Here is a 25,899-nt window from a genome sequence, read left to right as displayed (position 1 = left end):
CGGAATGCCGCCGCCAAGCCTTTTTCTCTTGACACCATCAAAAAGCGCTTTCTCTTTTTCCACGGAAAAAGAGAAAGGGGGTTTTGAAGCTGCCGGGCTTCCCCGGCACCCGCCCGCGCCCCGGGACGGGGCGCACCCCCGCACTCCCGCAAGGGACCCAAAAAAGCCCGTCCCGCCAGGGACATCCCCATCCTCCCGGAGGTATCCAACATGAAAATCTTCCAAAAGCGCCCTGTGGCGGCCGTGGTCCTGATCCTGGCCATTGTGGTCAGCATCGGCATCGGCCAGGCGAAGAAACCGGCGGACACCGGCCCCGCCTCCACCGCCATCCAGGGCAGCTATACGTATGTCTACGACGACCAGGGCGTCCTGTCGGACAAGACCTGTTCCCACATCGACGCCATCAACGAATCCCTCTTCGTCCAGACCGGCGCCCAGATCGCCGTGGAGGTCATCTCCAACACCGGCAGTCAGGACATCGCCACTTACGCGGACAACGAGTTCAACCGCCTGGGCGTTGGCTCGGCGGAGCGGAACAACGGCGTCCTGCTGTTCCTGGCCCTGGACAACTACTACAACGGCCAGCCCGGCGGCGACTACTACATCATCTGGGGCGCCGGCTTCTCCGACAGCGAGGGCCGCTCCATCAACACCATCGTCAACAACAACCTGGAGGATGACTTCGTGGCCGGGGAATACGACGCCGGCGTCCGGGCCGCTTTCGACGCGGTGACGGACTATCTGGCCGACGGCTACGGCGTCACGGTGAAGGAGGGCTACATCCCCGCCATGCGGGAGAATTACTCCACGCCCAATGGCCAGTACTCCACCTACACCACCGGCACGGTGGAACTGGCCGCTGGGGCCATCTTCTCCCGGTTCCTGACGCTGCTGATCGTCCTGCTGGTGATCTGGGTGATCCTGGACGCCATGCGCTGGTCCCGGTACCGGCGGCGGTATCTCCGCCCCGGCATGGGCATCCCCACCCGGCGGTACTATCCCATCTTCTGGGGCCGCAGCTGGTGGCGGCCCCGGCCCCCCAGAAGACCGCCCCCGCCTCCCGGCGGTCCCGGCGGCACCCCCAGAGGCAGAGGACCCGGCAGCACGCCGCCCCGTCCCCCCAGAAGCGGCGGCTTCGGAGGTTCCAGCGGCGGCGGACGTTCCGGCGGCTTCGGCGGCTCCTTCGGCGGCGGCCGCTCCGGTGGCGGCGGCGGACGTTCCGGCGGCAGTTTCGGCAGTTCCTTTGGCGGCGGCTTCTCCGGTGGCGGCGGCGGTCGCTCCGGCGGCTTCGGCGGCTCTTTCGGCGGCGGCTTCTCCGGCAGAGGCGGCGGTCGTTCCAGCGGCTTCGGCGGCTCTTTCGGCGGCGGACGCTCCGGTGGCGGCGGCGGTCGCCGGTAAAAGCAGATCCATACGAACAACATCCCCCGGCGGGCGGCAGTGCCCAGTCGGGGGATGCTTTTTTTGCCGGCGGGTTTTGTGAGGGGCCCCTTTGCAGGGGACTGGGGGGTGCGCCCCGTCCCGGGGCGCGGGGAAGTGCGGCGAAGGCTGCGGGGCTTCCCCCCCCCTTTCGTCGTCGGGTCAAACTGCGCTATATTCGGGACGCCCCGCGGGAGAGGGCATCCCTCATACCGCTCCGTTGCCCCCTTGCACACCGTCGCGGCATTGCGATTCCCGGCCCCTTCGGGTCCGCCAATCGCGCCGCTTCCTCGAAACCGGCTCGCTTTTTCCGCCGCTGGCGGCGCTTCGCCGCTTTCCTCTTCCCCACAAAACCCGCTTCGCTGGGCTTTTGTGGGGGCCCCTATCGGTTGCGCCGAAAAGAGAAAGCGCTTTTTGATGGTGTCAAGAGAAAAGACGCTGGCGGCGGCATTCCGGGCTTCGCCCGGAACGCCTTTTTCCGCCTTTTACGGGGGGTATTGGGGTGCGGACCTGTCGGCTTGCGTCCACTCAACCGTGCATAGCGGTCCCGTAAGTTGGGGGCGCTCCCGGATACTTCCTGCTTCTGTTTTCGCTGCCGCAGTCCGGTGGTTGCGGAAGATTGACAAAGGCGTTTCCGGAGACTTCCGCAACTGCCAGGGTGCGGCAGCGAAAAGAGAACGGCAGAGCATCCCTGAATTCCCCCAGCTTTCGCAGCTGCCATATTCAGTTGAGTGGGCAAAACCATCGAGTCCCACCAGGCCAAACCCCCGTAACAGGCGGAAAAAGGCGTTCCGGACGAAGTCCGGAATGCCGCCGCCCAAGCCTTTTTCTCTTACACCATCAAAAGGCGCATTCTCTTTTTCCTCGGAAAAAGAGAATGGGGGTTTTGAAGCCGCCGGGCTTCCCCGGCACCCCCGTCCTGACGGGAAAAAGTCCCGCCCCGCGAGGGACCTCGCAAAGCCCCCGGCCTTCGCCGCACCCCCGCACTCCCGCGGGGGGTGGAACCCCTATCCCCCCAATTCCTCCATGCGGAACAGCACGCCCTCCGCCAGCCCCAGCCGGTCCGCCGCGTCCGCAGGGACCTCCAGGGACTTCTCCCGTCCGTCGGCGGTGACGGCCAGCAGCCACACCATCTCCGGCGCGTCGTCGGGGCGCTCCTCGCAGCCGTAGTCCGCCTCCCCCATCCGGAGGACGGCGGCGTCATGTCGTTCATCGGCCCGCAGACGGGCCAGCAGCGCCTCAGTGTTCATCCGGCAGCCACCTCCCGTCGAAGCCGTAGGGCAGCAGCTCCTTCAGGGTGAAGGTCTTCGCCTCCCCCGCGCCGTTGAGACAGATGACCTCCAGCTCCGGCGCGAATTCCTGCATCACCTGACGGCAGATGCCGCAGGGCACGCAGTAGTCCTTACTCCGCCCGGCGATGACGATGCGGACGAAGTCCGTGTGGCCCTCCGCCGCGGCGTGGAACATGGCGTTCCGCTCGGCGCAGATGCCCGCCGGATACACCGCGTTCTCCACGTTGCAGCCGGTGTACACGGAGCCGTCGGCGCACTCCACCGCCGCCCCCACCGGGAAGTGGGAGTAGGGACAGTAGGCCCGGTCCAGCATGGCCACGGCCGCCTGCTTCAGTTCCTCCAATGTCATGGAAAGACCTCCTTTTACCGTCTCATGGTATCCATATGTATGCCCGTCAGGTCCATTTGATCTCCCGCTGGGGCCGGACGTCCACGTCCATGATATCCTTCGCGTCGTAGAACTGCAAGTACCGGTCCCGGGAATAGCGCAGGGTGGTGCCGTCGGGATGGAGCCGGTCGCAGATGACGGCGCAGATGTCCTTCTTGATATAGCTGAAGCTCTCGATGCCCACAGAGCAGAACACCCGGAAGCCCTGGCTCTGGAGGTACTGGAACACGGGGCCGGTCTGCTTCCAGTCGTTGCCGTCGGGCCGCTCGCCGTGGGGATAGAACAGGATGCTGGTCTCCCCCACCAGACTGCCCACCTCGTCCAGCCACCGCTGGGTGTCGGCCTGGATGTCCTCCAGGGGCTTGGAGCCCAGGCGGATGTGGCCCCAGGTGTGGGACCCGAAGGTCCATCCGGTGCGCTTCAGCTCCGCCACGATGGGCCGCACCGCCTCCCGCTCCTGCTGCCGGACAGTCTCCTGCTCCGCCGTCCAGCCGGTGGTGGTGGTCTGGGTGCGGTAGCCCAGGATGCCCTCATACCCCGTCAGGGACAGACAGCCCTTGGCCCCGAAGGGGGAGAAGTCCGGATGCTCCTCCACGAACTTGTCCAGAATGGGGATGGCGTCCAGATCCCGGCTGGTGACCTCGTTCCCCTGTGGGTCCAATCCCCAGGACCAGATCTTTCCGTCCTCGCCGATGATCAGCTTGTAGGTAAAGCCGTTGTCCAGCATGTAGGGATAGTAGTTGGTGTCGTCGTAGGACAGGATCAGGGGTTTCTTTCCCTCCGGGAGGTACAGGGTGTTTCGGACCATTTTGGGCTGGCCGTCCTCGCCGGTGGTCTCGCTCCACACGTCGCCGATGTCCACCAGCACGTAGCCCTTGTCGTAGACGCTCTGCAAAATTTTCCGGTACTCGTCCGCGGTGACCATGTAGTCGTCGATGCCGTTGGCCTGCTTGTCGCCGTCGAAGGCCAACTCCGGATAGGCCACCACCGGGTGGAAGAACAGATGCTCCACCACGCCGTCATACGCGGCGTAGGGCACGCCGTCCCGCGCGCCGCCCTCGGGCATCACCGTGGGATCGGAGATCTCATAGGGCTCCGGCTCCGGCGGCGTCTCCGTCTCCGGTTCCGGCTCCTGTGAGGACCCGGCGGAGGAGGATGCGGAAACGCCGGCCAAATTGCCGTCTCCGTCTTTGGGCGGGCCGCCGGAGGGCTGATGCCCGCAGGCGGCGAGGGATGCGGCCATCAAAACGGCCAGAAAAAGCGCGGTGAATTTATGCATGATAACAGACCCTTTCTGTCGGTTTTTGTCTGACAGGCATTATACCGCATTCCATTCCGGAAATAGAAACAAAAGAGTGACAAAGCGGCAAAATTTTAATAAAGCGTGAACGAAATCCGAACGGTTGTAAACAAATTGTGAAGGTTCCGGAAAAGCCGTTGACTTTTTTTCAGCCTCCCGGTATATTGAACTCACCAAGCAGCGATGCTTGTTTGCAACAGATACATGATTTTCCCTCTCCTTTCTCTCATTTACAGGAAAGCGGGGGGCGGTACAGGCCGCCGCGTTGCTGGGGTTTTCCCCCCCTGCCCCCGTCCCGCGCGCCGCATCGTCCCTCAATATGATTTTATTGTTTTTCGATAAATTATCGTTGACAAACGATATTCCCTGTGATACGATGCGGATAGATAAAGGAGGAACTGCCATGCAAGAGACATCCGTACAAAAGATCGCGGGGCTTCTGAAGGTGCTGGTGAACATCACCCTCGTGTGCAACCTCGTTGCCCTGCCCGTCGTGCCGCCGCTGGTGTACTGGCGGGAGAATCCCTTTCTGCTGGCGGGAAAGCTGAGCCTGACCGGGGACCTGTTCTCCTTCTGGCTGGAGGGCGTCAGCAAGGTCTGGAGCGCGCCGTACACGCTGATGCTGGCCCTGTTTCTGCTGTTCTCCGGCTGCTGCACCGCCGTGGTGCTGTGGCAGGGACGGCGGGTGCTGAACACCATTCTCCGGGGAGAGCCCTTCTCCATGGAAAACGCCGTCAGCCTGAAGCGGGCCGCCGTCTGCGCCTTCTGCATTGCGGCCGCCGCGCTGGTGCGGGTGGTGTTCAGCGTCTGCCTCTCCGGCTCCCCCGCGCCCCTGCTGACCTACAACGCCCTGTTCGTGCCCATCTTCGCCATGGCGGGACTGCTGTGCCTCATCATGTCGGCCCTGTTCCGTCAGGCGGCGGAGATCAAGGCCGAGAACGACCTGACCATTTGAGGAGGCCGCCATGATCGTCGTGAATCTGGATGTGATGATGGCAAAGCGGAAGATGACCCTCAGCGAGCTGGCGGCGAAGGTGGACATCACCCTGGCCAACCTGTCCATTCTGAAGAACAACAAGGCCCGGGCCGTCCGGTTCTCCACCCTGGAGGCCATCTGCGCCGCCCTGGACTGCCAGCCCGGGGACATTCTGGAGTTCGTCCCGGACGGTGTCGAATCGGAAGGAGGCCGCTGAGATGTACAGCCTGCTGAACCTGGCCAGTCTGCTCCTGGGCCTGACGGCGTGGGGACTGCCCGTCTGGCTCCTGGCCCGCCCGGAGCGGCGGAAGCGCCGCCTGGGCCCCGTCCTGACGGCCAGCGGTCTGACCTGCGGGCTGGCCCTGCTGTGCCAGCTGGCCTACGGGTCCCATCTGGTGGCCGCGGGAGACTGGACGGCCCTGATGGACACCGCCCCGGCGGTGACGGCGGCGGCCGCCGTGCTGGTGGCGGTGACGGCCCTGCTGAACGCTCTGGCCTCCGCCGTCTGACCGCCCCCACCTCAACCATTTCTGTCCGCGTTTGACGGACAGTTCGTAAGGAGAATCGCATATGGAGAACGTGAAAAACGCCCCGCAGGCGCCGGGGCTGGTTCAGTGCGCCAAAAATCCGGAGAAGACCTGGGAGACCGCCCCCCGGGACCGGGTCTTCCTGCTGCTGACGTTTGGATTTTGTCTTCTGATGGTGGACAGCGTGCTGTTTCACCAGCCGGGACTGGGGGTCACGCTGCTGGTGTTCTGCTGGCACGGTCTGTCCCTGGCCTACGGGGGCCGGGGCCTGCTGCGCACCCGGGAGAGCCGGGTCCTGCTGGGGGCGGACCTGTTTCTGGCCCTGACCTTCGCCCTGACCTCCAACTGGTGGTTCCGGCTGTGGGATCTGGGGGCGCTGCTGGTGCTGACGCCCCTCCAGGCCCTGTCCGCCCAGGGGACGCTGCCCTGGTGGCGGCCCGCCATGCTCCGGGAGCGGCTGGCCCTGCTGCTCCGGGGACTGCTGGGCAGTCTGGGGGCCGCCCCCGCCGCCCTGCGCCGGAGGGACGGACAGGGCGGCGGCAGAGTCGCCGCCGTGCTGGCGGGGACGGCGGTGTCCCTGGGACTGCTGGCGGTGCTGCTGCCGGTGCTGGCGGACGCCGACGCGCTGTTCGCCGCCGTGACGTGGGACTTCCTGACCTTCTTCCGGGACCACTTTACCACAGGACTGTGGAAGCTGTGTCTGGCCCTGGCGGCGACGCCCTTCGTCTTCGGCTTTCTGTACCGGCTGGGCCGTCCGGAGCCGCTGAACAAACTCCCGGCGGACCGGTCCGGCAACCGGGACGGTCTGGGGTACGCCCTTGTGCTGTGGAGCCTGTGCGGGCTGTATCTGCTGTTCCTGGCGGTCCAGCTCCGGGGACTGGCCGGCGGGGCGGCGTATCTGGCGGAGAAGGGCATCTCCTACGCGGAGTGGGCCCGCAGCGGCTTTTTCCAGATGGTGGGCGTCACGGCGGTGAATCTGGCGGCGGCGCTGACCGCCCTGACCCGCAGCCGCCGGACGGGACGGTGCTGGCGCCTGGTGCGGGGACTGTGCGTCCTGCTGGCGGCGGAGAGTCTGGCGCTTCTGGCCTCCGCCTGCTGCCGGATGACGCTGTACGTGTCCGTCTACGGCCTCAGCTTCAAGCGGCTGATGACCTACTGGGGCATGGGGATGATGGCGGTGTTTCTGGCGCTGGCCCTGTGGAAGTCCCTGCGCCCGGACTTCCGGTTCTGCCGGACGGCCTTCCCGGCGGCGCTGGCGGGCTGGCTGGCCGTCAACTGCGTCCCGGCGGACTACCTGGTGGCGAAGGACCAGGTGGACCGGTATCTCAGCGGACAGAGCGCCGCCATGGACGTGGAGTATCTGGCCTTTGGCCTGTCCTTCGACGCCCTGGGCCAGCTGGAGCGGCTGGACCCGGCCATGGGCAGCGGCCGCTGGGTGCCGGAGCTGACGGAGGACGTGGGCTACACCCTCCGGGAGGAGACGGTGGGCGAGATCCTGGCAAACCGGCGGCAGGACGCGGCCCGGGCGTGCGGACAGTGGGAGAGCTGGAACCTGTCCGCCCGACTGGCCGCCGGAGGGACCGGTTCCCCCGGTTGACAAATTCCCAGCCGCCCCATCGGTTTTCCACATTATTCACCAAGTTTTCCACAATTCTGTTCACATAATCCACACAGTGCCCAACCGGACGGCCCTGCCGCCCCCAAACGGCCCGGAAACGGGAGGTTATACCCATGAAAAAGCGAATCCGATGGCTCCCGGCAGTGCTAGCCGTCCTGCTTCTGCTGCTTCTGACGGACCCGGCATACCGGCTCAATGTCCGGCGGCTGGACCGGGCGGTGGAAAGTGCGGAGGGCGATACCGTGTCCCTCAGCCAGTTGGTCCCCTTCCGGTGGGACACGGCGTACACCTTCTCCCCATACGCCAGCCGGAAGGAGATGGCCGCCGCCATGGGCGTCCTGGAAAGCCGCCGCATCCCGGAGACGGTCAGTGAGGGCATGACCCAGCTCATCTTTCTCCGGGACGGCCGGGTGGTCTGTGCCGTCTGCGGCTATCCCGATTCTCTGGGCTGGCGGATGGAGTTCACCCATTGGGACGGCGGCGCCGCCTGCGTCACTTACCGGGAAAACGCGCGGTTCTCTGTAAAGCGGGACGGCGGCGTGGTGACGCTGACGCAGCTGGAATAACAGCGGAAATACGGACCGGGCCGGACTTTCGTCCGGCCCGCAGGCTGTCGGAAAAGTCAGAGACTTTTCCGACAGCCTGCCTAATGTCTCGATTTTCGGACCGCGCAGCGGACCGAAAATCTGCCGCTGCGCGGCGCAAACGCCTGCTGGCGCAGGCTTTTTGCAGACATTCGATTCCATACGAAGGGGCTCCCGCCCCCTCGTACTCCCCCTGCAAAAAAGAACTTCTTTCCTTCAAACAGGGGATTTTCGACAAGCTGCGGGCCGGACTTTCGTCCGGCCCGGTTTTTCGCATCATTCCTTCTTCTCTGGCTTCTCACCCCAGAGGTACTTCACCACCAGCCAGCCCAGGCCCAGCACGATGAAGCAGAAGACGTACACGGCGTTGATCTCGGCGGAGCCGATGCCGGGAGAGGGGTAGTCCTGATCCACCGCCAGATAGTCCGCCGCATCCAGCTGCTCCCCCCGGGCGTCAAAGAGCCAGAGGGCCGGAAAATAGTCCTTGTCCGTCTCATGGACGTGGAAGAACCGGGGCCCCGTCACGTCCCCCTCCGCCATGAGGCTGCCGGGGTTCCGCAGGTCGGCCTGCACCTTGTAATGGGCGATCTCCGGCGGACAGTCCACGGCGTACACCACCCGGATGTCCCGGTCCCTCACCGATGCGCTCCGGATCACCGGCCCCACGGCGTAGGACGCGCTGAGGGGCTGCCAGCCGCCCAGGACCCCCCGGCGGAACTGGATCTCCCCCAGCAATCCCTCTATCTCGCTGTCGCTGAACACCAGAATGCGGCGGTCCCGGATGGTCTCGTCGAACTCCACCACCGGATGGAGGACGGCCCGCAGGGAGTCCGTGTCCTCCGGATCGGCGGAGGCGTAGTCCACGATGGCCCGCACCCGCTGTTCGCCGGTGCCCAGGGGGATGAAATCCTGCCGGTACACCAGATACGCCAGCGCGGCGAACAGCAGGGCCACGCCCACGGCGGCCGCCCGCCGGGCGCTCCATTTCACGGTCTTCACAGGCATTCTCCTTTCGGCGCTGCGGTTTGGTCTTTTACCCTATCATACAACACCGAACCGGAAAACCCACGAAAAATTTTTCAGAGACCGCGCTCCGCCGGGGCCTCCCGGCTTCTACAGGATGTCGTACAGGCTGGCCAGGGTCAGCCAGGTCTGGGAGAAGGGCCGCATGAGGTTCCAGAACCCGGCCCCCAGGAAGCCGTACTCCGCCACAAGGGACAGCTTGGCCCGCATGCTCCGGGCGTCCTCGAACCAGACCTCGTGAATAACGCCGTCCTCCCCGGTGTAGCGGAAGAAGGGAGACTGGGCAGTCTCGTCGTACTGGATGTCCGCACCGTAGTGAACGGCCAGCCGGATGGCCTCCTGGTTGGAGATGGACTGTGCCCGGGTGGTGCCCTGGACGAAGGGCAGGGGCCAGTCGTAGCCGTAGTTGGGCACGCCCAGCAGGATCTTGGCGGCGGGGATCTCGGTGACGGCGTAGTCCAGCACCGCCCGGACGTTGGGCAGCGGCGCCACCGCCATGGGCGGGCCGTAGGTATAGCCCCACTCATAGGTCATCAGCAGCACGGCGTCCACGGCGGCGCCCACCTTGGCGTAATTGTGGCCCTCGTAGAGCAGCCCCGGCTGGCCAGCGGAGGTCTTGGGGGCCAGCGCCGCCCAGACGAACCAGCCCTGGGCCCCCAGCAGCCGCCGGAGCCGTCCCAGGAAGGCGGCGTAGGCGTCCGCCAGCGTCCCCGGCAGATACTCGAAGTCCACGTCCAGCCCGGCGAAGCCCTTCCGGGCCATGGTGGCCTGGATCTCCCCGATGAGGGCGGTCTGGACCGCCTGGTCCGTCAGCACCAGCTCCGCCCGCTCCACGTCGAACCGGTCGTCCTCCGTGTAGGTGGACAGGTGCATCACCGGCTTCGCGCCGTGGGCCCGGGCGGCGGCCAGCAGGGCGTCATCGTCCAGGGGCAGCAGGCCGCCGGAGGCGCTGATGCCGTAGGTGAAGGGCGTCAGGGCGCTCTGATAGGGCGCCACCGCGTTCAGCAGCGCCCGGTCGATGAAGGGATAGGCGTAGCCGTTGAAGACCCCCTGTCCCAGTTTTTCGTCAAAATAGGAGATCACCAGCACCTGCCTCGGCTCCAGCGACGTGCCGCCGCCCAGCGCCCAGTTGTTCTGCCACAGCTGCCGCACCGGGATCCCGTAGTCCCGGGCGATGGTGTACAGCGTCTCCCCCGGCTCCACGGCGTGGACCTGCCGTGGGAACCGGATCACCAGCGTCTGGCCCACCGCCAGAGCGCCGTCCGGCGGCACGTCGTTGTCGCTCATCACTCTCGCCGGGTCCACGCCGTATCCCGCGGCGATGGCGGACACGGTCTCCCCTCTCTGCACAACATGGATGGTCATTGCGCGTCCCCTCCTGTCATCGGTTTGGAATTTGGAATTCACAGCCGGGACCCGGCCCGCGGCGGACAGGGCCCCGGCTGTATCGTGAAAACTTATGCAGAAAAGGCGGCGTTCAGAACACCGGAAAACGGCGTTTTTCCCCCTGCGAACCCCCTGTATTTCCAGTATTTTTCCGTGTAAATATGGCATATTACACGAAAATTATCTGGAAATTTTGTATTAATTTACTTTCTCTGCGGAGCCGTTTTTATTTTTGGAACGGTTGACATCTTTTTTTGAATTCTTTACAATATCTTTACGAGGTTGCCGGCGGAGATGGACGCGCGGATGTCCGTCCACGGCGCCTTTTCTTTTTTCATTTTTATCCGCCGCGTGGGAGGGAGACCGCCTTGTTTCTGCTGTTCTTTCTGATCTGGATCCTGCTGTCCGGCGAGCTGACCGGATGGGTCTGCCTGTCCGGCGCTGTGGTCTCCCTGGCGCTGTACGCCTTCGGCGTGAAGCTGCTGGGCTACGCCCCCCGGTATGACCTGCTGGCCCTCCGGAAGCTGGGGAAGGGCCTGCGCTATCTGAGCTATCTCATCGCGGAGATGCTGAAGGCGGGCTTTGTGGTGATGAAGCTGATCTACACCCGGGGCCGCCGGATGGAGCCGCTGCTGGTGCGGTTCGACACGGGGCTGACAAGTCCCGCCGCCCGGGCCATCCTGGGGGATTCCATCACCCTCACCGCCGGCACCATCACCGTGGAGGACCAGGACGGACATCTGTACGTCCACGCCCTGGACCGCTCCCTGGCGGAGGGCATTGAAAACAGTGAGTTCCAGCGGCTTCTGCTGGAGCTGGAGGAGCCGGACGCCCCCTGAGAGAGGCGCGGACAGAAGGGAGGGATCGCCCATGGAACAAGTGAAACACGTGGTCCTGATGGCCGGCGCCGTGGTGCTGGTCCTGCTGCTCTTCGCGGCGCTGGTGCGGGCGGTGCTGGGCCCCCGGTTCACGGACCGCATCATTGCCATCAACGTGGTGAACACCATCGTGGTGGCCATCATCACGCTGCTGTCGGTGTATCTGGAGGAGGACTTTCTGGTGGACGTGGCCCTGGTCTACGCCCTGCTGAGCTTCCTGACGGTGGTGGTCCTGTCCCGGATGGTGACGTTCCGCCAGAAACGGCGGAAGCTGAAGTCCGGAGAGAGGAGCGAACGGCATGGTACATAACATCGTCACGGCCCTGGGCCTGGCCTTTTTCCTGTTCGGCCTGTTCGTGTTCTTCACGGCGGTGCTGGGCCTGTTCCACTTCGACTACGTGCTGAACCGGATGCACGCCGCCGCCGTGGGCGACGCCCTGGGCATCTTCTGCATCCTCATCGGGCTGATCCTGTTCCACGGCTGGTCCCTGTCCGCCGCCAAGACGCTGCTGATCCTGGTGTTTCTGTGGCTGACCAGCCCCGTGGCCAGCCATCTCATCGCGGAGATGGAGATCTGGACCATTTCCGACATCCATTCTGAGTGCAGGGAGGAGAGACGATGATCATTCTGGAGGGCATCCTGCTGGCGGGCCTCATCGTCACCGCCGTGGCGGCGGCGCTGTGTAAGCGGCTGCTGAACACGGTGATCGTCTACATGGCCTTCTCCCTGATCATGGCGGTGCTGTGGAGCCTGCTGCAAAGCCCCGATCTGGCCATCACGGAGGCCGCCGTGGGCGCCGGCATCAGCAGCATTCTGTTTTTCCTGACGCTGAAGAAGATCCATGGCCTGAAGGGGACGCGGGATGAATAAGACAGAAAAAAACTGGAAGAGCCAGTTCGTCTCCTGGGTCAACGGCGAGCGGGAGCCCAAGGACCGGACGCTGTTCGTCATGGAGCGGCGTCACATCGCTCCGCCCCGGCCCACACCGGAGGAGCAGGACCGCCGTGAGCGGCACCGCCTGTACCGTTTTCTCCACGGCTATCCCCTGGCGGCGCTGATCATCTGCGCCGTGCTGGTGTGCGTCCTGCTGACGGCGGTGGCCGCCATGCCGGACTTCGGCGACCCGGACAACCCCACCAACAACGAGGTGGCGGAGCACTATCTGGAGTACTCCTACGAGGAGACCGGCGCGGCCAACGTGGTCACCGGCATGATCCTCAGCTACCGCGGCTTCGACACTCTGGGCGAGAGCTGCGTGCTGTTCCTGGCGGTGTCCTGCGTGACGCTGCTGCTCCGCCGGGAGCCGGGCTGTGACGAGGAGGACCCGGATGAACTGCGCCGCCGCCGTCAGGAGGACGAGCTGCGCCGCCGGAATCCCGACGTGATCCTGACCCAGGCGGCCAAGCTGCTGATCCCCTGCATCTTCCTGTTCGCCGTCTACGTACTGCTCCACGGCGAGGAGTCGCCGGGCGGCGGCTTCTCCGGCGGCACCATCCTGGGCTGCGGCCTGATCCTCTGCTCCTCCGCCTACGGCCCGGAGAACGTCCGCCGCTTTTTCAACAGCCGGGTGTTCAGCGCCGTGCGGACCTTCGGCCTGCTGCTCTACGCCGGGCTGTACGGCTTCTACATCTTCATGGGCGCCAACGGCCTGGAGTACGGCGCGTCCTTCACCATGGCCATCGATCTGGCGGTGGGCCTGGTGGTGGCCTGCACCGTCTACGGCTTTTTCGCCCTGTTCTCCCGCGGGGAGATCTGATCCCCTTTTCCACAAATCATGTTCTGACCGCAGAGAGGAGGCCGCCATGCTGGATCTCATCGTCACCAACCGCTTCGCCATCACCGCCGTGGTCCTGTTCGGCATCGGCCTTCTGAACGTGATGGTCCAGAAGAATCTCATCAAAAAAGTGGTGGGCTTCAACATCATGGACTCCGCCGTGTTCCTGCTGCTGGCCTCCCTGGGCTACGTGGACGGCGGCACCGCCCCCATCGTGGGGGATGTGGGCTTCCACCCCCTGTACATCAACCCCATCCCCAGCGGCCTGGTGCTCACCGGCATCGTGGTGTCCGTCAGCATCACCGCCTTCGCCCTGGCGCTGATCCAGCGGGTCTACCGGCGCTACGGCACCATCGAGCTGGACGAGCTGCTGGAGCGGGCGAAGAAGGAGGCGGACTGATGCGGCCCATTGCTGAGAACTTTCCCTTTTTCTGCATCTTCCTGGCTCTGACGGCGGGCATCGTTTCCGCCGTGCTGCCCAGCGGACGGGCCGCCTGGCGGCTGACGCTGGGGGTCTGCGCCGCCAGCTTCCTGCTGTCCATGGGCGTGCTGGCCTACACCTTCGGCGGCAACCTGAGCTTCACCTATACCATGGGCCGGTTCCCGGCCCCCTACGGCAACGCCCTTCAGGCCGGCCCCTGGCAGGCGCTGATGGCCGTTGTCTTTTCCGGTGTCATGGGACTGTCGCTGCTGGGCGGCGCCCGGGATCTGTTCCGGGATGTAAAGCCCTCCCGGCAGCCCCTGTACTTCACCATGGCGGACATGACCCTGGCGTCCCTGCTGGCCCTGACCTACACCACCGACGTGTTCACCGGCTACGTGTTCATCGAGATCAGCACCATCGCCGCCTGCGCCCTGGTGATGGCCAAGGACTCCGGCCCCAACCTCATCGCCACGCTGCGGTATCTCTTCATGAGCCTTCTGGGCTCCGGCATGTTCCTGCTGGGCCTGGTGTTCCTCAACAGCATCACCGGCCACCTGCTGATGACGCCCCTGTCCGGGGCCGTGGCCGCGCTGTGCGCCAGCGGCGGCTATCACACCACGCTGGTCATCGCCATGGGCCTGATGACCGTGGGCCTGGGCGTGAAAAGCGCCATGTTCCCCTTCCACATGTGGCTGCCGGACGCCCACGGCGGCGCCACCACCGCCTCCTCCGCCATCCTCTCGGGCCTGGTGCTGAAGGGCTACATCGCCCTGATGATCGTGCTGATGGTGCGGGTGTTCTCCCTGGAGCTGACCATGGAGGTGGGCATCTCCAACATTCTGCTGCTGTTCGGCCTGCTGGGCATGGTGATGGGGTCCCTGTCCGCCATGCGGGAGCACCACGTCAAGCGGATGCTGGCCTACTCCTCCGTGGCCCAGATCGGCTACATCTTCATGGGCCTGGGCCTGGGCACCACGGCGGGACTGAAGGCCTCCTGCTTCCACATTCTGGTCCACGCCTGCTGCAAGCCCCTGCTGTTCCTCTGCGCCGGACGGCTCAGCACCGTCAGCGCCCATCACCACAGCCTGCGGAACCTCCGGGGCAGCGGCTACCGGGACGTGGTGGCCGGCGTGGGCTTTACGGTAGGCGCCCTGTCCATGATCGGCATTCCCCTGTTCGGTGGCTTCGTGTCCAAGCTGTACTTCGCCACCGCCTCCCTCTACACGGGACAGATGGCTGCGGTGCTGGTGGTCATCGCCCTGTCCACCCTGCTGAACGCCCTGTACTACGTCCCGGCGGTGCTGTCCATTTGGGGCATCGCCCCGGACGAGCTGAAGGAGGACGTCCGGCTCCACACCGCCCCGGAGGACCGTGCCTTCGATGGCCGCTTCACCCTGGCCGCGGCGGCGCTGGTCCTGGGCGTGCTGGCCCTGGGCACGCTGTACCACCCCGTCATGGACGTGCTGGACGCCGGCCTCAATCTGCTGAAATAACCACCTGCTGAAATCCCCACAGGAAGGAGGGCCGTCATGCTTCTGCTGCTGCCCGTTCTGGTGCCCATCGCCGGCGGTCTCACCCTGACCCGCCTGAAAACTGAACAGGACCGGAACCGGACCGCCCTGTGGACCGCCATCGTCACCGCCGCGCTGGCGCTGATCGTCTGCCTGCTGCCGGAGAGGACGGTGAACCTGCTGACCATCCAGGGCTCCCTGCGCCTGTGCCTCCAGAACGACGGTCTGGCCCGGTTCTTCATGGTGCTGATCGCCGTCATCTGGATCCCCGTGTGCGTGTTCTCCTTCCCCTATCTGAAGCACGCCGGGGAGGAACGGCGGTTCCTCTCCGTGTTCACCATGACCCAGGGCATTCTGATGGGTCTGGTGCTGTCCCGGAACTTCGTCACCATGTACATGTTCTTCGAGATGATGTCCATGCTGACCATGCTGCTGGTGCTGCACAACAGCACCACCGCCGCCCGGCGGGCCAGCTTCCAGTACCTGGGCTACTCCGTCTTCGGCGCGGGCATGGCCCTGGCGGGCTTCTTCGTCCTGTCCCGGTTCCAGGCGCTGCCCAACTTCACTCCCGGCGGCGCGCTGAATCCGGCGCTGGCCGCCCAGCACCGTCCCCTGCTGGTGGCGGTGTGGTTTTTGATGGTGGTGGGCTTCGGCGCCAAGGCGGGCATGATGCCCATGCAGGCCTGGCTCCCCGCCGCCCATCCCGTGGCCCCGGCCCCCGCCTCGGCGGTGCTGTCCGGCGTCATCACCAAGGGCGGCGTGCTGGCCATCATCCGGGTGACGTACTACATGTTCGGCGCGGACTTCGTGGCCGGGTCCTGGGCCCAGAAGGCCCTGATGATCCTGGCCCTGTGCACCATCTTCACCGGTTCCATGCTGGCGCTGCGGGAGCGGCAGCTGAAAAAGCGGCTGGCCTACTCCACGGTGAGCCAGGTGTCCTATGTGCTGTTCGGCCTGCTGCTGCTGACGCCGGAGGGCGTCCAGGGCGCCCTGATGCAGCTGGTGTTCCACGCCGTGGCCAAGGACACGCTGTTCCTGGCCGCCGGCGCCATCATCATGTCCACCAGCTTCAGTCAGGTGGACCAGCTCCGGGGCATCGGCCGCCGGATGCCCCGCACCGCCTGGTGCTTCACCCTGGCGTCATTGTCCCTTATCGGCATCCCGCCCATGAGCGGCTTTGTCAGCAAGTGGTTCCTGGCCTCCGCCGCCCTGGAGAGCACCGTCCCCTGGGCGGGCGCCGCCGGTGTGACGGCCCTGATCGTCTCCGCCCTGCTGACGGCGGGCTATCTGCTGCCCATCGTGGCGGACGGCTTCTTCCCCGGCGCGGACTTCATCGCCGAGGTGAAGGAGGTGGGCCGGGGCATGACCGGGCCCATGCTGTTCCTGGCCGTGCTGTCCCTGGTGCTGGGACTGTTCCCCGGCCCGCTGATGGCCGTCACGGAGGCGCTGAGCCGCGCCCTGTTCCTCTGACCGTCCCCCCGTCCAACGCCATTCCGCTGTAGAGGAGGTGCCGCCGTGCATCAAATTCTGTCCCTGCCCATTCTGTTTCCCATTCTGGCCGGTGCGGTTATGCTGATCCTCCGGCCCACTAGCCGGCGGCTGCGCAATCTGCTGCTGATGGCGTCGGTGCTGCTGACCACCGCCTTTGCTCTGACGGGCATCCTCCTGTCCTACCGTCTGGGCGGCGATGCCCTGTCCTGCGTGCTGGTGAGCTTCAGCACGTGGCTGTCCATCTCCCTGAAGATCGACGGCCTGTCCATGATCTACGGCACCATCGTGGCGGTGCTGTGGCCCCTGATCACCGTGTACTCCATCAAGTACATGGAGCATGAGGGACAGGAGAGCCGGTTCTTCGGCTTCTGGCTCATCGCCTTCGGCGTGGTGAACGGCATCGCCTTCTCCCAGGACTTTCTGTCGCTGTACTTCTTCTACGAGCTGCTGACCCTGTCCACCCTGCCCCTGGTGATGCACGCCATGGACGAGAAGGCCCAGTACGCCGGACGGAAGTATCTGATCTACTCCATCTCCGGCGCGGCCTGCGCCTTCATCGGCATCGTGTTCCTGCTGTACTACTCCAGCTCTCTGGACTTCACCTACGGCGGCCTGTTACAGGACGTCACCGGCGACCGGGCCAGGACCACGCTGCTGGCGGCCTTCGTCTGCGCCTTCTTCGGCTTCGGCGTCAAGGCGGCCATCTTCCCCTTCCACGGCTGGCTGCCCGACGCCTCCGTGGCCCCCACGCCGGTCAGCGCCCTGCTCCACGCCGTGGCGGTGGTGAAGGCGGGCGCCTTCGCCGTGGCCCGGCTGATCTACTACGGCTTCGGCGCCGGGTTCCTCCGGGGCACCCACGCCCAGACCATCGTCATGGCGGCCACCATCGTCACCATCGTCTACGGCTCCGCCCGGGCGCTGCGGACGCCCCATCTGAAGCGCCGTCTGGCCTTCTCCACCGTCAGCAACCTGTCCTACATCCTGTTCTCCCTGACGCTGATGACCTCCGGCGGCCTCACCGGTGCCCTGACCCACATGGTCTACCACGCCGTGGTGAAGATCACCCTGTTCGCCTGCGCCGGCGCCATCATCGTCCACAGCCACCGGGAGTACGTCTACGAGCTGGAGGGCATGGGCAGCCGGATGCCGGTGGTGTTCGGCACGTTCACCATCTCCTCCCTGGCCCTCATCGGCCTGCCGCCCCTGGGGGGCTTTGCCGGAAAGTGGATGATCTCCGGCGCCGCCGTGGACACGGGCGATCCCCTGGCCTACGTGGGCATCGCCGCCCTGATCCTGTCCACGCTGCTGACCACCCTGTATCTCATGACCGTCATCGTCCGGGCCTACTTCCCGGTGGGCCAGCCGGACCAGGAGGCCCTGGCCGCCGTCCATGAACCGGGCCGGATGATGACCGTGCCGCTGATCCTGCTGACCGTCCTGGGCGTCGTTCTGGCGCTGTGCTCCGACCCCATCATCCGGTTCCTGGAGCTGGTGGGCGGCGGCTATCTGTAAGGGAGGGACCGCATGAGTCAATTTCTGATCCTGCTGCTGGTGTTTCTCCCCATTCTGGGCAGCTATCCCATCTATCCCCTCCGCGCCCGGGACCGGGACTGGCGGGACGTCTACATCCGGACGCTGCCCGCCGTGGAGCTGGCGGCGGCGGTGCTGCTGACGGTCTTTCCCGGCCATCTGACGCTGCCGGGCCTGTGCGGCCTGGGGCTGTCCTTCTCCGCCGGCAGCTTCCACAGTCTGCTGGCCCTCATCGCCGCCTTCCTGTGGATGATGACGGCCCTGCCCTCCCCGGTGTACTTCTCCGGCACGGAGCACGTCAACCGGTTCTACTTCTTTTGGCTGCTGACCCTGGGGGCCCTCATGGGCGTCTTCCTGGCGGACGACTTCTTCACCCTGTTCGTCTTCTTCGAGATCATGAGCTTCACCTCCTACGTGTGGGTGGCCTGGCCGGAGACTCCCGGCGCCCTGCGGGCGTCCCAGACGTATCTGGCCGTGGCGGTCTTCGGCGGCATGATCCTGCTGGTGGGCCTGTTCCTGCTGTGGCAGATGTTCGGCACCCTGCAATTCGACGCCCTGGCCGCCCTGGCATCGGCCCTGCCGGAGGGATCCCGTCCCCGGCTGCTGGCGGCGGGACTGTGCTGTCTCACCGGCTTCGGTGCCAAGGCGGGCATGTTCCCCCTCCACATCTGGCTGCCCAAGGCCCATCCCGTGGCCCCCGCCCCCGCCTCTGCCCTGCTGTCCGGCATCCTGACCAAGAGCGGCGTGTTCGGCGTGCTGGCGGTGTCCCGGTATCTGCTGTGGGCCGACGGGGACTGGAACGCCGTGATCCTGACCCTGGGCACCGTCACCATGGTGCTGGGCGCGGTGCTGGCGGTGTTCTCCATCGACCTGAAGCGGACCCTGGCCTGCTCCTCCATGTCCCAGATCGGCTTCATCCTCATCGGCGCGGCCATGCAGGGCTATCTGGGGGAGGAGAACGCCCTGGCCGCCTGGGGCACGGTGCTGCACATGCTGAACCACTCCCTCATCAAGCTGGTGCTGTTCGTGTCCGCCGGCGTGGTGTACCTGGGCAACCACCACTCCCTGGATCTCAACGAGATCCGCGGCTGGGGCCGGAACAAGCCCTGGCTGAAGATCGTGTTCTTCATCGGCGCGGCCTCCATCGCCGGTGTGCCGGGCTTCTCCGGCTACGTCAGCAAGACCCTGCTCCACGAGGGCATCGTGGAGTACACCCACGAGCTGGAGCATCTGGGCGTCTCCGCCGCCCCCTTCCGGGCGGTGGAATGGCTGTTCCTGATCTCCGGCGGCCTGACGGCGGCGTACATGACCAAGCTCTTCGTGTGCATCTTCATGGAGCCCCGTCCGGCGGGCCATCTCATCGGCGTTCAGGAGTACATGTCCCGCCCCACCCGGACGGCCCTGACCATCACCGCCATCGTCATGGCCCTGCTGGGCGTGACCCCCAACCTGACCATGGAGCCGCTGGCCGCCTGGGCCGGGGAGTTCCTCCGGGCGGGCCACGGCCACGCCGTCCACTACTTCGCCTGGGCCAATCTGAAGGGCTCCTGCATCTCCCTGTCCATCGGCGCCGCCGTGTACCTGCTGGTGATCCGCACCGCCCTGCGGCGGTACACCCCCGAGGAGGGCATCGTGTATCCCGACCGCTGGCCCCGCCGCCTGGATCTGGAGGATCTGGTCTACCGCCCCGCCCTGCGGGCCCTGTCCTTCCTGGGGGCCATGTGCGCCCGGTTCGCCGCCTCCCTGGGGGAGTGGCTGATCCTGCTGGGGGAAAAGATCCTCTTCACCCGGGCCCCGGGCATCTTCGAGCCCAAGCGGGCGGAGAACTTCGGCGACTACGCCCGGGAGCCCCGGCGTCTGCTGGTGATGGAGACCTTCTCCTTCGACCTGCTGGTGGCGGGCGTGGGACTGCTGGTGATGCTGCTGTACATCCTGTCCAACACCTGAGCGTCCTGAAAAGCCAAGCCGGCGCGCCTTCGCGGCGCGCCGGCTTTTCACATGTGCTTTTTCAGGACGCCGCCGCATACACTTTCCCAGTATGGCGCGCCCGTGGCTTTCCGGCGGGCCGGGAGAGGACGGTGGACGCCTTTGCTCTGGAGAGCCGTATTCATCACCGCCCTGGCCGGGGTGGGCGGCACGGGAATGGGGGGCGCCCTGTCCTGCCTGTTCCGCCGGGACTCGGGCAAGACCGTCAGCCTTCTGCTGAGCTTCGCCGCGGGGGTCATGACCGGCGTGGTGTGCTTCGACCTGCTCAGCGACGCCGTCCGCCCGGAAAACGCCGCGGTCCGGATCTCTCCCCTGCTGGTGGCCGCCGGGGTCCTGTTGGGCTACGGCGTCATCGCCGTGCTGAACGCCCTCATCGACCGGGGCGGCGTCCGCGGTCCGGGCCGCGCCCGCCGCAGCAGTCTGTTTGTGGCGGGGCTGGTGATGGCCGCCGCCATCGCCCTCCACAATGTGCCGGAGGGCATGGTCATCGGGGCCTCCTTCGCCCGGTCCGCCGGAACCGGCGTCCTGGACCGCAGCGGTCTGGTGATGGCCGCCGTCATCGGCCTTCACGACATCCCGGAGGGCATGGCCGTGGCGGTTCCCCTGATCTCCGGCGGCATGAGCCGGGGAAGGGCCGTCCTCGTCACTCTCTCCACCGGTGTCCCCACCGCCCTGGGCGGCCTGCTGGGCTACTGTCTGGGGGTCATGGGGCCGCTGTCATTGTCCCTGAGTCTCAGCTTCGCCTCCGGCGCCATGCTGTACGTGGTGTTCGGGGAGCTGCTGCCGGAGGCCGCCCGGATGTGGCGCTCCAGACTGCCCGCCCTGGCGGCCATCGCGGGCATTCTGACGGGCCTCCTCATCGTCTACTGGTGACGTTCCCGCCCTCTCCGGACAGTCCGGGGAGGGCGTCTTTTTACCCCCCGGGCGACCGCCGTCCGGGGGGTGTTTTTCCGTTTCCTCATAGAGAACTCTTTTTCTGATTTTTCGTACAATCGGTTTCTTGACAGTAAACGGCGGCTATGATACCTTTTGTAAAGAATAGCAGACCTTCCCCAACAGGAGCCATGCTTTCACCTGAAACTGAACGATATGGAGGAAACGATATGACGATACAAGAGCTTGCCGGCGTCTGCAAAGAAGTCCGCCGTGATATCATCAACATGACGGCCAACGCAGGCAGCGGCCATCCCGGCGGTTCCCTGTCCGCCGTGGAGATGATGACCGGTATCTTTTACACCCAGATGCGGGTGGACCCCAAGAACCCCAAGTGGGAGGACCGGGACCGCTTTGTCCTGTCCAAGGGCCACGCCGCCCCCTGCTACTACGCGGTCCTGGCGGAAAAGGGCTTCTTCTCCAAGGATGAGTTCCAGAACTTCCGTCAGCTCCACAGCATCCTGCAGGGCCACCCCGACGCCAAGAAGGTGCCCGGCGTGGACGCCTCCACCGGTTCTCTGGGTCAGGGCGTCTCCATCGCCGTGGGCATGGCGCTGGGTGCCAAGCAGCTGAAGAAGGACACGAAGGTGTTCGTCATGTGCGGCGACGGCGAGTGCCAGGAGGGTCAGATCTGGGAGGCGCTGATGTCCGCCGCCCACTACAAGCTGGACAACCTGACGGTGGTCATCGACAACAACGGCCTGCAGATCGACGGCTCCAACGACGAGGTCATGTCTCTGGGCGATCTGGCCGCCAAGACCCGGGCCTTCGGTCTGGAGACCATCGAGGTGGCGGACGGCAACGACCTGGAGCAGGTCCTGGCCGCTCTGAACGCCGAGACCCCCGCCGGTAAGCCCAAATGCATCATCTCCCACACCGTCAAGGGCAAGGGCGTCTCCTTCATGGAGAACCAGGTGGGCTGGCACGGCAAGGCCCCCAATGCCGAGCAGCGGGAGCAGGCGCTGAAGGAACTGGCGTAAAATTTGGGTTCTTTTCCCGTAAGGACGGGGGTGCCGGGGAAGCCCGGCGGCTTTGCGGCTCCGCCGCGGGGCAAAACCCCCTTTCTCTTTTTCCGTGGAAAAAGAGAAAGCGCTTTTTGATGGTGTCAAGAGAAAAAGGCTTGGCGGCGGCATTCCGGGCTTCGCCCAGAACGCTCGCAGCGCCTGTTACGGGGGTTTTGGCCCGGCTGTCGTCGGGAGCTTTGCCTCCTGTACTTTCTCTTGACCGAAACGATAGTCCGGGTCCCGCCCGGATGCTCTGCCCTCCTCTTTTTGCTGCCGCACCCTGGCAGTTTGAGAGGGCCTGGCGGCGGGTCCCGCCCGGATGCTCCGCCCTTCTCTTTTCGCTGCCGCACCCTGGCAGTTTGAGAGGGCCTGGCGCCCACATTTCCGGTCTTCCGCAGCCACCAAACTGCGTCAGCAAAACAGAAGCAGGGGGCATCCGGGAGCGCCCCCAACTTCCGAAACCGCCATGCGTGGTTGAGTGGTCCAAGCCCTCGAATCAGCACCCAAACAACCCCCGTAAAAGGCGGGAAAAGGCATTTCAAACAGAGTTTGAAATGCCGCCGCCAGCGTCTTTTCTCTTGACACCATCAAAAGGCGCTTTCTCTTTTCGGCGAAACCAAATGGGGCACCCCACAAAAGCCCAGCGAAGCGGGTTTTGTGGGGAAGAGGAAAGCGGCGAAGCGCCGCCAGCGGCGGAAAAAGCGAGCCGGTTTCGAGGAAGCGGCGCGATTGGCGGACCCGAAGGGGCCGGGAATCGCAATGCCGCGGCGGTGTGCAAGGGGGCAACGGAGCGGTATGAGGGATGCCCTCTCCCGCGGGGCGTCCCGAATATAGCGCAGTTTGCCCCGACGACGGATGGGGGTTTTGAAGCTGCCGGGCTTCCCCGGCACCCCGTGCCAACGGGAAAAGGTTCTGAACCCGCCGGGCGCACCCCGGCACCACCCCCGCGCCCGGGAAACAATAAACATCTCGCGGAGCCGCGGGCTCCGCTGAAAGGACGATATTATGGCAGATAAAATTGCGACCCGTGAAGCCTACGGCAAAGCGCTGGTAGAGCTGGGTGAAAAGAACGACAAGGTAGTGGTGCTGGACGCCGACCTGGCGGGCGCCACCATGACCAAATACTTCAAGGCGGCCTATCCCGACCGCTTCTACGACATGGGCATCGCCGAGGCCAACATGGTGGATACCGCCGCGGGCCTGTCCACCATGGGCCTGATCCCCTTCTGCTCCACCTTCGCCATGTTCGGCGCGGGCCGCGCCTATGAGCAGGTGCGCAACTCCATCGCCTATCCCAAGTTCAACGTGAAGCTGTGCATGTCCCACGCCGGCGTGTCCGTGGGCGAGGACGGCGGCAGCCATCAGGCCATCGAGGACATCGCCCTCATGCGGGTCATCCCCGGCATGACCGTCATCGTCCCCGCCGACGCCAACGAGACCCGGAAGGCCGTGTTCGCCCTGGCGGATTTCCAGGGCCCCGCCTATCTGCGTCTGGCCCGTCTGGCCACCCCCGTCTTTGAGGAGGACCAGCCCTTCGAGATCGGCAAGGCCAACGTCCTGCGGGACGGCACCGACGTGGCCATCTTCGCCTGCGGCCTGATGGTCAACGAGTCCCTGGAGGCCGCCAAGCTGCTGGCCGCCGACGGTATCGACGCCGCCGTCATCAACATCCACACCATCAAGCCCATCGACCGGGAGTGCGTCATCCACTATGCCCAGCGGTGCAGCAAGGTCTTCACCGTGGAGGAGCACAGCACCATCGGCGGCCTGGGCGACGCCGTGGCGGACGTCCTCATGGGCGTTGTGAACTGCGGCTTCCACAAGATCGGCGTGCCCGACCAGTTCGGCCAGTCCGGCAAGGCCGCCGACGTTCTGAAGGAGTACGGCCTCACCGCCCCCCAGATCGCCGCCAACATCAAGGCCAAGCTGTAATACTGTTCTTGATAAAAAGGTTTGAAAAACCTTTTTATTGCGGCGTTACACGCCGCTGCGCCCATAGCGCCAAGAAAAGTATTGACAACATTCTTGCGGCTACGCCGCCGGGCCACATTCTGTGGCCCCGATAAAACGGATAAACCGTTTTATTAAGAATTCGTATAATCCTGATTTTCCCCATAAAACGCACTCCCCCGGACGCCGCGAAGCGTCCGGGGGAGTTTTTTCGGTATCCGGCGTCACCACGCCGCCGCCATGCCGTCGCAGCGGGGCTCGGTGCCGCCCACCAGCAGGCCGTTTTCCGTCCGCCAGATGATCTGGCCCCGGCCCATGCTGAGGTTGGAGTTCAGCACCTCCACCTCGTGGCCCATGGCCGCCAGGGCCTGTCCGGCGTGGGCGGGGATCTCCCGCTCCAGCTGGATGTGCTTGCCGCCTGTCCACTGGACCCGGGGGGCGTCCAGGGCCTCCTGGGGGTTCATGTGGTAGTCGATGGTGTTCACCAGCACCTGGACGTGGCCCTGGGGCTGCATGAAAGCGCCCATGACGCCGAAGGGCCCCACGGCCTCGCCGTCCTTCAGCAAAAAGCCGGGGATGATGGTGTGGTAGGACTTCTTCCCTCCCGCCAGACAGTTGTCGCTGGCGGGGTCCAGGGAGAAGTTGGCGCCCCGGTTCTGAAGGGAGATGCCGGTGCCGGGGATGGCCACCCCTGCGCCGAAGGTGGTGTAGTTGCTCTGGATGAAGGACACCATGTTCCCCTCCGGGTCGGCGGTGCAGAGATAGATGGTGCCGCCGCAGGAGGGATCTCCCGCCTCCGGCGTCAGGGCCCTGTCCGAGATCAGCGCCCGCCGCCGGGCAGCGTACTCCTCGCTGAGCAGGTCCTCCACTTTCGTCCGCATGTACCGGGGGTCCGCCACGTAGGTCTTGGTGTCGGCAAAGGCCAGCTTGATGGACTCCAGGATCTTGTGATAGACCTCCGCGCAGTCCCGCTCCGCCGGCAGGTCCAGGCCCTTTAGGATATTCAGGGCCATCAGCACGGTGATGCCGTGGCCGTTGGGCGGGATCTCGCAGACGGTGTAGCCCTTGTAGTCCGTGGTGATGGGCTCCACCCAGGCAGGCTGATAGTTCCGGAAATCGTCCTCGGAGAAGTACCCGCCGGTCTCCCGGCTGAAGGAGACGATCTTCTCCATCAGGCCGCCCCGGTAATAGCTCTCGCAGTCCGTGGCCGCCAGCTCCTCCATGGTTTGGGCGTACTCTTCCCACCGGAAGATGTCCCCCGCCCGGTAGGGGGTGCCGTCGGGCTTCATGAAGGACTTCCACCAGTAGTCGTGGGGCGCGGGGTTTTTCGCCCGGGCGGCGGCCACGCGGCGGGAGTCCCTCTCCCACTGGATGGCCACGTTCACCGGCACGGGACAGCCCTCCCGGGCGTAGGCGATGGCCGGGGCGAACAGCTCTGTCAGGGGCCTGGTTCCGAAGCGGCGGTTCAGCGCCGCCCAGCCGGCGGGGGCGCCGGGGACCATGGTGGGCAGCCAGCCCTCCTTGGGCATCGCGTCATGGCCCAGGTTCCGGACGGTCTCAGCGGACAGAGCCATGGGGGCCACGCCGCTGGCGTTGAGGCCGTAGAGCTTCTTCTCCTTCTCCACCCAGATCAGGGCGAAGCAGTCGGAGCCGAGGCCGTTGCCGGTGGGCTCCAGCAGAGGCATGGCGGCGGCCATGGCCACGGCGGCGTCCATGGCGTTGCCGCCCCGCTTCATGATATCCAGACCGATCTGGGCCCCCAGGGGCACGGAGGTGCAGGCCATGGCATGGCGGGCGTAGACCACGTTCCGCCGGGAGGAATAGGCGTATTTCATGGGATCGAACTGAGGCATGGGGAACACTCCTTTTCGATGGTTCTCTGCCGGGCCGGAAAGCGGCCCTTCCGC

The 25,899-nt window shown here is 65.4% G+C and carries 26 protein-coding genes; 19 read left to right on the top strand and 7 right to left on the bottom strand.

Annotated elements, in window-relative coordinates:
• Positions 1–210 precede the first annotated feature (210 nt).
• The gene (locus ACTNBU_RS06660; protein ID WP_441031982.1) at positions 211–1,398 is read left to right on the top strand and encodes a TPM domain-containing protein; all 1,188 of its coding nucleotides are present in this window, start codon (positions 211–213) and stop codon (positions 1,396–1,398) included.
• A gap of 1,025 nt (positions 1,399–2,423) precedes the next feature.
• Here ACTNBU_RS06660 and ACTNBU_RS06655 read toward each other — a convergent pair.
• The 4 genes from ACTNBU_RS06655 to ACTNBU_RS06640 all read right to left on the bottom strand — a co-directional run bounded on the left by ACTNBU_RS06655 (position 2,424) and on the right by ACTNBU_RS06640 (position 4,801).
• The gene (locus ACTNBU_RS06655; protein WP_441031980.1) at positions 2,424–2,666 is read right to left on the bottom strand and encodes a hypothetical protein; all 243 of its coding nucleotides are present in this window, start codon (positions 2,664–2,666) and stop codon (positions 2,424–2,426) included.
• Positions 2,656–3,057 (bottom strand): cytidine deaminase, encoded by a 402-nt coding sequence (gene cdd, locus ACTNBU_RS06650; protein WP_441031979.1) that lies wholly within the window; start codon positions 3,055–3,057, stop codon positions 2,656–2,658. The genes ACTNBU_RS06655 and cdd overlap by 11 nt, the downstream gene beginning before the upstream one ends.
• A 46-nt stretch (positions 3,058–3,103) precedes the next feature.
• Positions 3,104–4,339, bottom strand: a complete 1,236-nt coding sequence (locus ACTNBU_RS06645) for a polysaccharide deacetylase family protein (protein ID WP_441031978.1) — start codon at positions 4,337–4,339, stop codon at positions 3,104–3,106.
• A 75-nt stretch (positions 4,340–4,414) separates the two neighbouring features.
• Positions 4,415–4,801: a hypothetical protein gene (locus ACTNBU_RS06640; protein ID WP_441031976.1), complete on the bottom strand. Its 387-nt coding sequence runs from the start codon at positions 4,799–4,801 to the stop codon at positions 4,415–4,417.
• Between ACTNBU_RS06640 and ACTNBU_RS06635 the strand changes: the two genes are divergently transcribed.
• The 5 genes from ACTNBU_RS06635 (at position 4,800) to ACTNBU_RS06615 (ending at position 8,083) form a co-directional block, all read left to right on the top strand.
• Positions 4,800–5,351 carry a DUF2975 domain-containing protein gene (locus ACTNBU_RS06635; protein ID WP_441031975.1) on the top strand — a complete coding sequence of 184 codons (552 nt, stop codon included), beginning with the start codon at positions 4,800–4,802 and terminating at the stop codon, positions 5,349–5,351. The two genes, ACTNBU_RS06640 and ACTNBU_RS06635, sit on opposite strands and share 2 nt — an antisense overlap.
• Before the next feature lie 10 nt (positions 5,352–5,361).
• Positions 5,362–5,589, top strand: coding sequence for a helix-turn-helix domain-containing protein (locus ACTNBU_RS06630; RefSeq protein WP_441031973.1), 228 nt, complete (start codon positions 5,362–5,364; stop codon positions 5,587–5,589).
• Position 5,590: 1 nt separating this feature from the next.
• Positions 5,591–5,881, top strand: a complete 291-nt coding sequence (locus ACTNBU_RS06625) for a hypothetical protein (RefSeq protein ID WP_441031971.1) — start codon at positions 5,591–5,593, stop codon at positions 5,879–5,881.
• Between the two features lie 61 nt (positions 5,882–5,942).
• A complete protein-coding gene (locus tag ACTNBU_RS06620) occupies positions 5,943–7,496 on the top strand; it encodes a DUF4153 domain-containing protein (protein ID WP_441031969.1) in 1,554 nt (517 codons plus the stop codon).
• Positions 7,497–7,630: 134 nt separating this feature from the next.
• The gene (locus tag ACTNBU_RS06615; protein ID WP_441031967.1) at positions 7,631–8,083 is read left to right on the top strand and encodes a hypothetical protein; all 453 of its coding nucleotides are present in this window, start codon (positions 7,631–7,633) and stop codon (positions 8,081–8,083) included.
• Between the two features lie 294 nt (positions 8,084–8,377).
• Here the strand turns inward: ACTNBU_RS06615 and ACTNBU_RS06610 are convergent, their stop codons facing one another.
• Together ACTNBU_RS06610 and ACTNBU_RS06605 are read right to left on the bottom strand one after the other, a co-directional pair.
• A complete protein-coding gene (locus ACTNBU_RS06610; RefSeq protein ID WP_441031966.1) occupies positions 8,378–9,100 on the bottom strand; it encodes a hypothetical protein in 723 nt (240 codons plus the stop codon).
• Positions 9,101–9,214: 114 nt separating this feature from the next.
• Positions 9,215–10,489 carry a glycosyl hydrolase family 18 protein gene (locus ACTNBU_RS06605; protein ID WP_441031965.1) on the bottom strand — a complete coding sequence of 425 codons (1,275 nt, stop codon included), beginning with the start codon at positions 10,487–10,489 and terminating at the stop codon, positions 9,215–9,217.
• 389 nt (positions 10,490–10,878) lie between these two features.
• On the opposite strand from ACTNBU_RS06605, the gene ACTNBU_RS06600 reads away from it, so the two are divergent.
• The 13 genes from ACTNBU_RS06600 to ACTNBU_RS06540 all read left to right on the top strand — a co-directional run bounded on the left by ACTNBU_RS06600 (position 10,879) and on the right by ACTNBU_RS06540 (position 23,974).
• Complete coding sequence (locus ACTNBU_RS06600; protein ID WP_441031963.1) at positions 10,879–11,349, top strand: Na+/H+ antiporter subunit E; 471 nt, start codon at positions 10,879–10,881, stop codon at positions 11,347–11,349.
• A gap of 31 nt (positions 11,350–11,380) precedes the next feature.
• The gene (locus tag ACTNBU_RS06595) at positions 11,381–11,698 is read left to right on the top strand and encodes a monovalent cation/H+ antiporter complex subunit F (RefSeq protein WP_441031961.1); all 318 of its coding nucleotides are present in this window, start codon (positions 11,381–11,383) and stop codon (positions 11,696–11,698) included.
• Entirely contained in the window at positions 11,688–12,011 is a 324-nt protein-coding gene (locus ACTNBU_RS06590) for a cation:proton antiporter (protein WP_441031959.1), read from the top strand. The genes ACTNBU_RS06595 and ACTNBU_RS06590 overlap by 11 nt, the downstream gene beginning before the upstream one ends.
• Positions 12,008–12,259 carry a hydrogenase subunit MbhD domain-containing protein gene (locus tag ACTNBU_RS06585; protein ID WP_441031957.1) on the top strand — a complete coding sequence of 84 codons (252 nt, stop codon included), beginning with the start codon at positions 12,008–12,010 and terminating at the stop codon, positions 12,257–12,259. The genes ACTNBU_RS06590 and ACTNBU_RS06585 overlap by 4 nt, the downstream gene beginning before the upstream one ends.
• Positions 12,252–13,145: a hydrogen gas-evolving membrane-bound hydrogenase subunit E gene (gene mbhE, locus ACTNBU_RS06580; RefSeq protein ID WP_441031955.1), complete on the top strand. Its 894-nt coding sequence runs from the start codon at positions 12,252–12,254 to the stop codon at positions 13,143–13,145. The genes ACTNBU_RS06585 and mbhE overlap by 8 nt, the downstream gene beginning before the upstream one ends.
• 46 nt (positions 13,146–13,191) lie before the next feature.
• Positions 13,192–13,563: a sodium:proton antiporter gene (locus ACTNBU_RS06575; protein ID WP_441031953.1), complete on the top strand. Its 372-nt coding sequence runs from the start codon at positions 13,192–13,194 to the stop codon at positions 13,561–13,563.
• Positions 13,563–15,080, top strand: coding sequence for a complex I subunit 5 family protein (locus tag ACTNBU_RS06570; RefSeq protein WP_441031951.1), 1,518 nt, complete (start codon positions 13,563–13,565; stop codon positions 15,078–15,080). Before ACTNBU_RS06575 ends, ACTNBU_RS06570 begins: the two co-directional genes overlap by 1 nt.
• Before the next feature lie 36 nt (positions 15,081–15,116).
• Complete coding sequence (locus ACTNBU_RS06565; protein ID WP_441031949.1) at positions 15,117–16,568, top strand: complex I subunit 5 family protein; 1,452 nt, start codon at positions 15,117–15,119, stop codon at positions 16,566–16,568.
• A gap of 45 nt (positions 16,569–16,613) precedes the next feature.
• Complete coding sequence (locus ACTNBU_RS06560; RefSeq protein ID WP_441031947.1) at positions 16,614–18,101, top strand: complex I subunit 5 family protein; 1,488 nt, start codon at positions 16,614–16,616, stop codon at positions 18,099–18,101.
• 12 nt (positions 18,102–18,113) lie between these two features.
• Positions 18,114–20,066 carry a complex I subunit 5 family protein gene (locus ACTNBU_RS06555; protein ID WP_441031945.1) on the top strand — a complete coding sequence of 651 codons (1,953 nt, stop codon included), beginning with the start codon at positions 18,114–18,116 and terminating at the stop codon, positions 20,064–20,066.
• Between the two features lie 141 nt (positions 20,067–20,207).
• Positions 20,208–20,978: a ZIP family metal transporter gene (locus tag ACTNBU_RS06550; protein ID WP_441031944.1), complete on the top strand. Its 771-nt coding sequence runs from the start codon at positions 20,208–20,210 to the stop codon at positions 20,976–20,978.
• A gap of 230 nt (positions 20,979–21,208) precedes the next feature.
• Positions 21,209–22,018, top strand: a complete 810-nt coding sequence (locus ACTNBU_RS06545) for a transketolase (protein ID WP_441031942.1) — start codon at positions 21,209–21,211, stop codon at positions 22,016–22,018.
• Between the two features lie 1,029 nt (positions 22,019–23,047).
• A complete protein-coding gene (locus ACTNBU_RS06540; protein ID WP_441031940.1) occupies positions 23,048–23,974 on the top strand; it encodes a transketolase family protein in 927 nt (308 codons plus the stop codon).
• 242 nt (positions 23,975–24,216) lie between these two features.
• On the opposite strand, the gene ACTNBU_RS06535 is transcribed toward ACTNBU_RS06540, so the two are convergent.
• Positions 24,217–25,845: a gamma-glutamyltransferase family protein gene (locus ACTNBU_RS06535; RefSeq protein WP_441031938.1), complete on the bottom strand. Its 1,629-nt coding sequence runs from the start codon at positions 25,843–25,845 to the stop codon at positions 24,217–24,219.
• Positions 25,846–25,899: the final 54 nt, after the last annotated feature.

The organism is Dysosmobacter sp. HCP28S3_G4, assembly GCF_052065175.1.
Classification (GTDB): Bacteria; Bacillota; Clostridia; order Oscillospirales; family Oscillospiraceae; genus Oscillibacter.
Note: the sequence above shows the minus strand (reverse complement) of the source record. Positions and strands in the feature narration are given on the sequence as shown.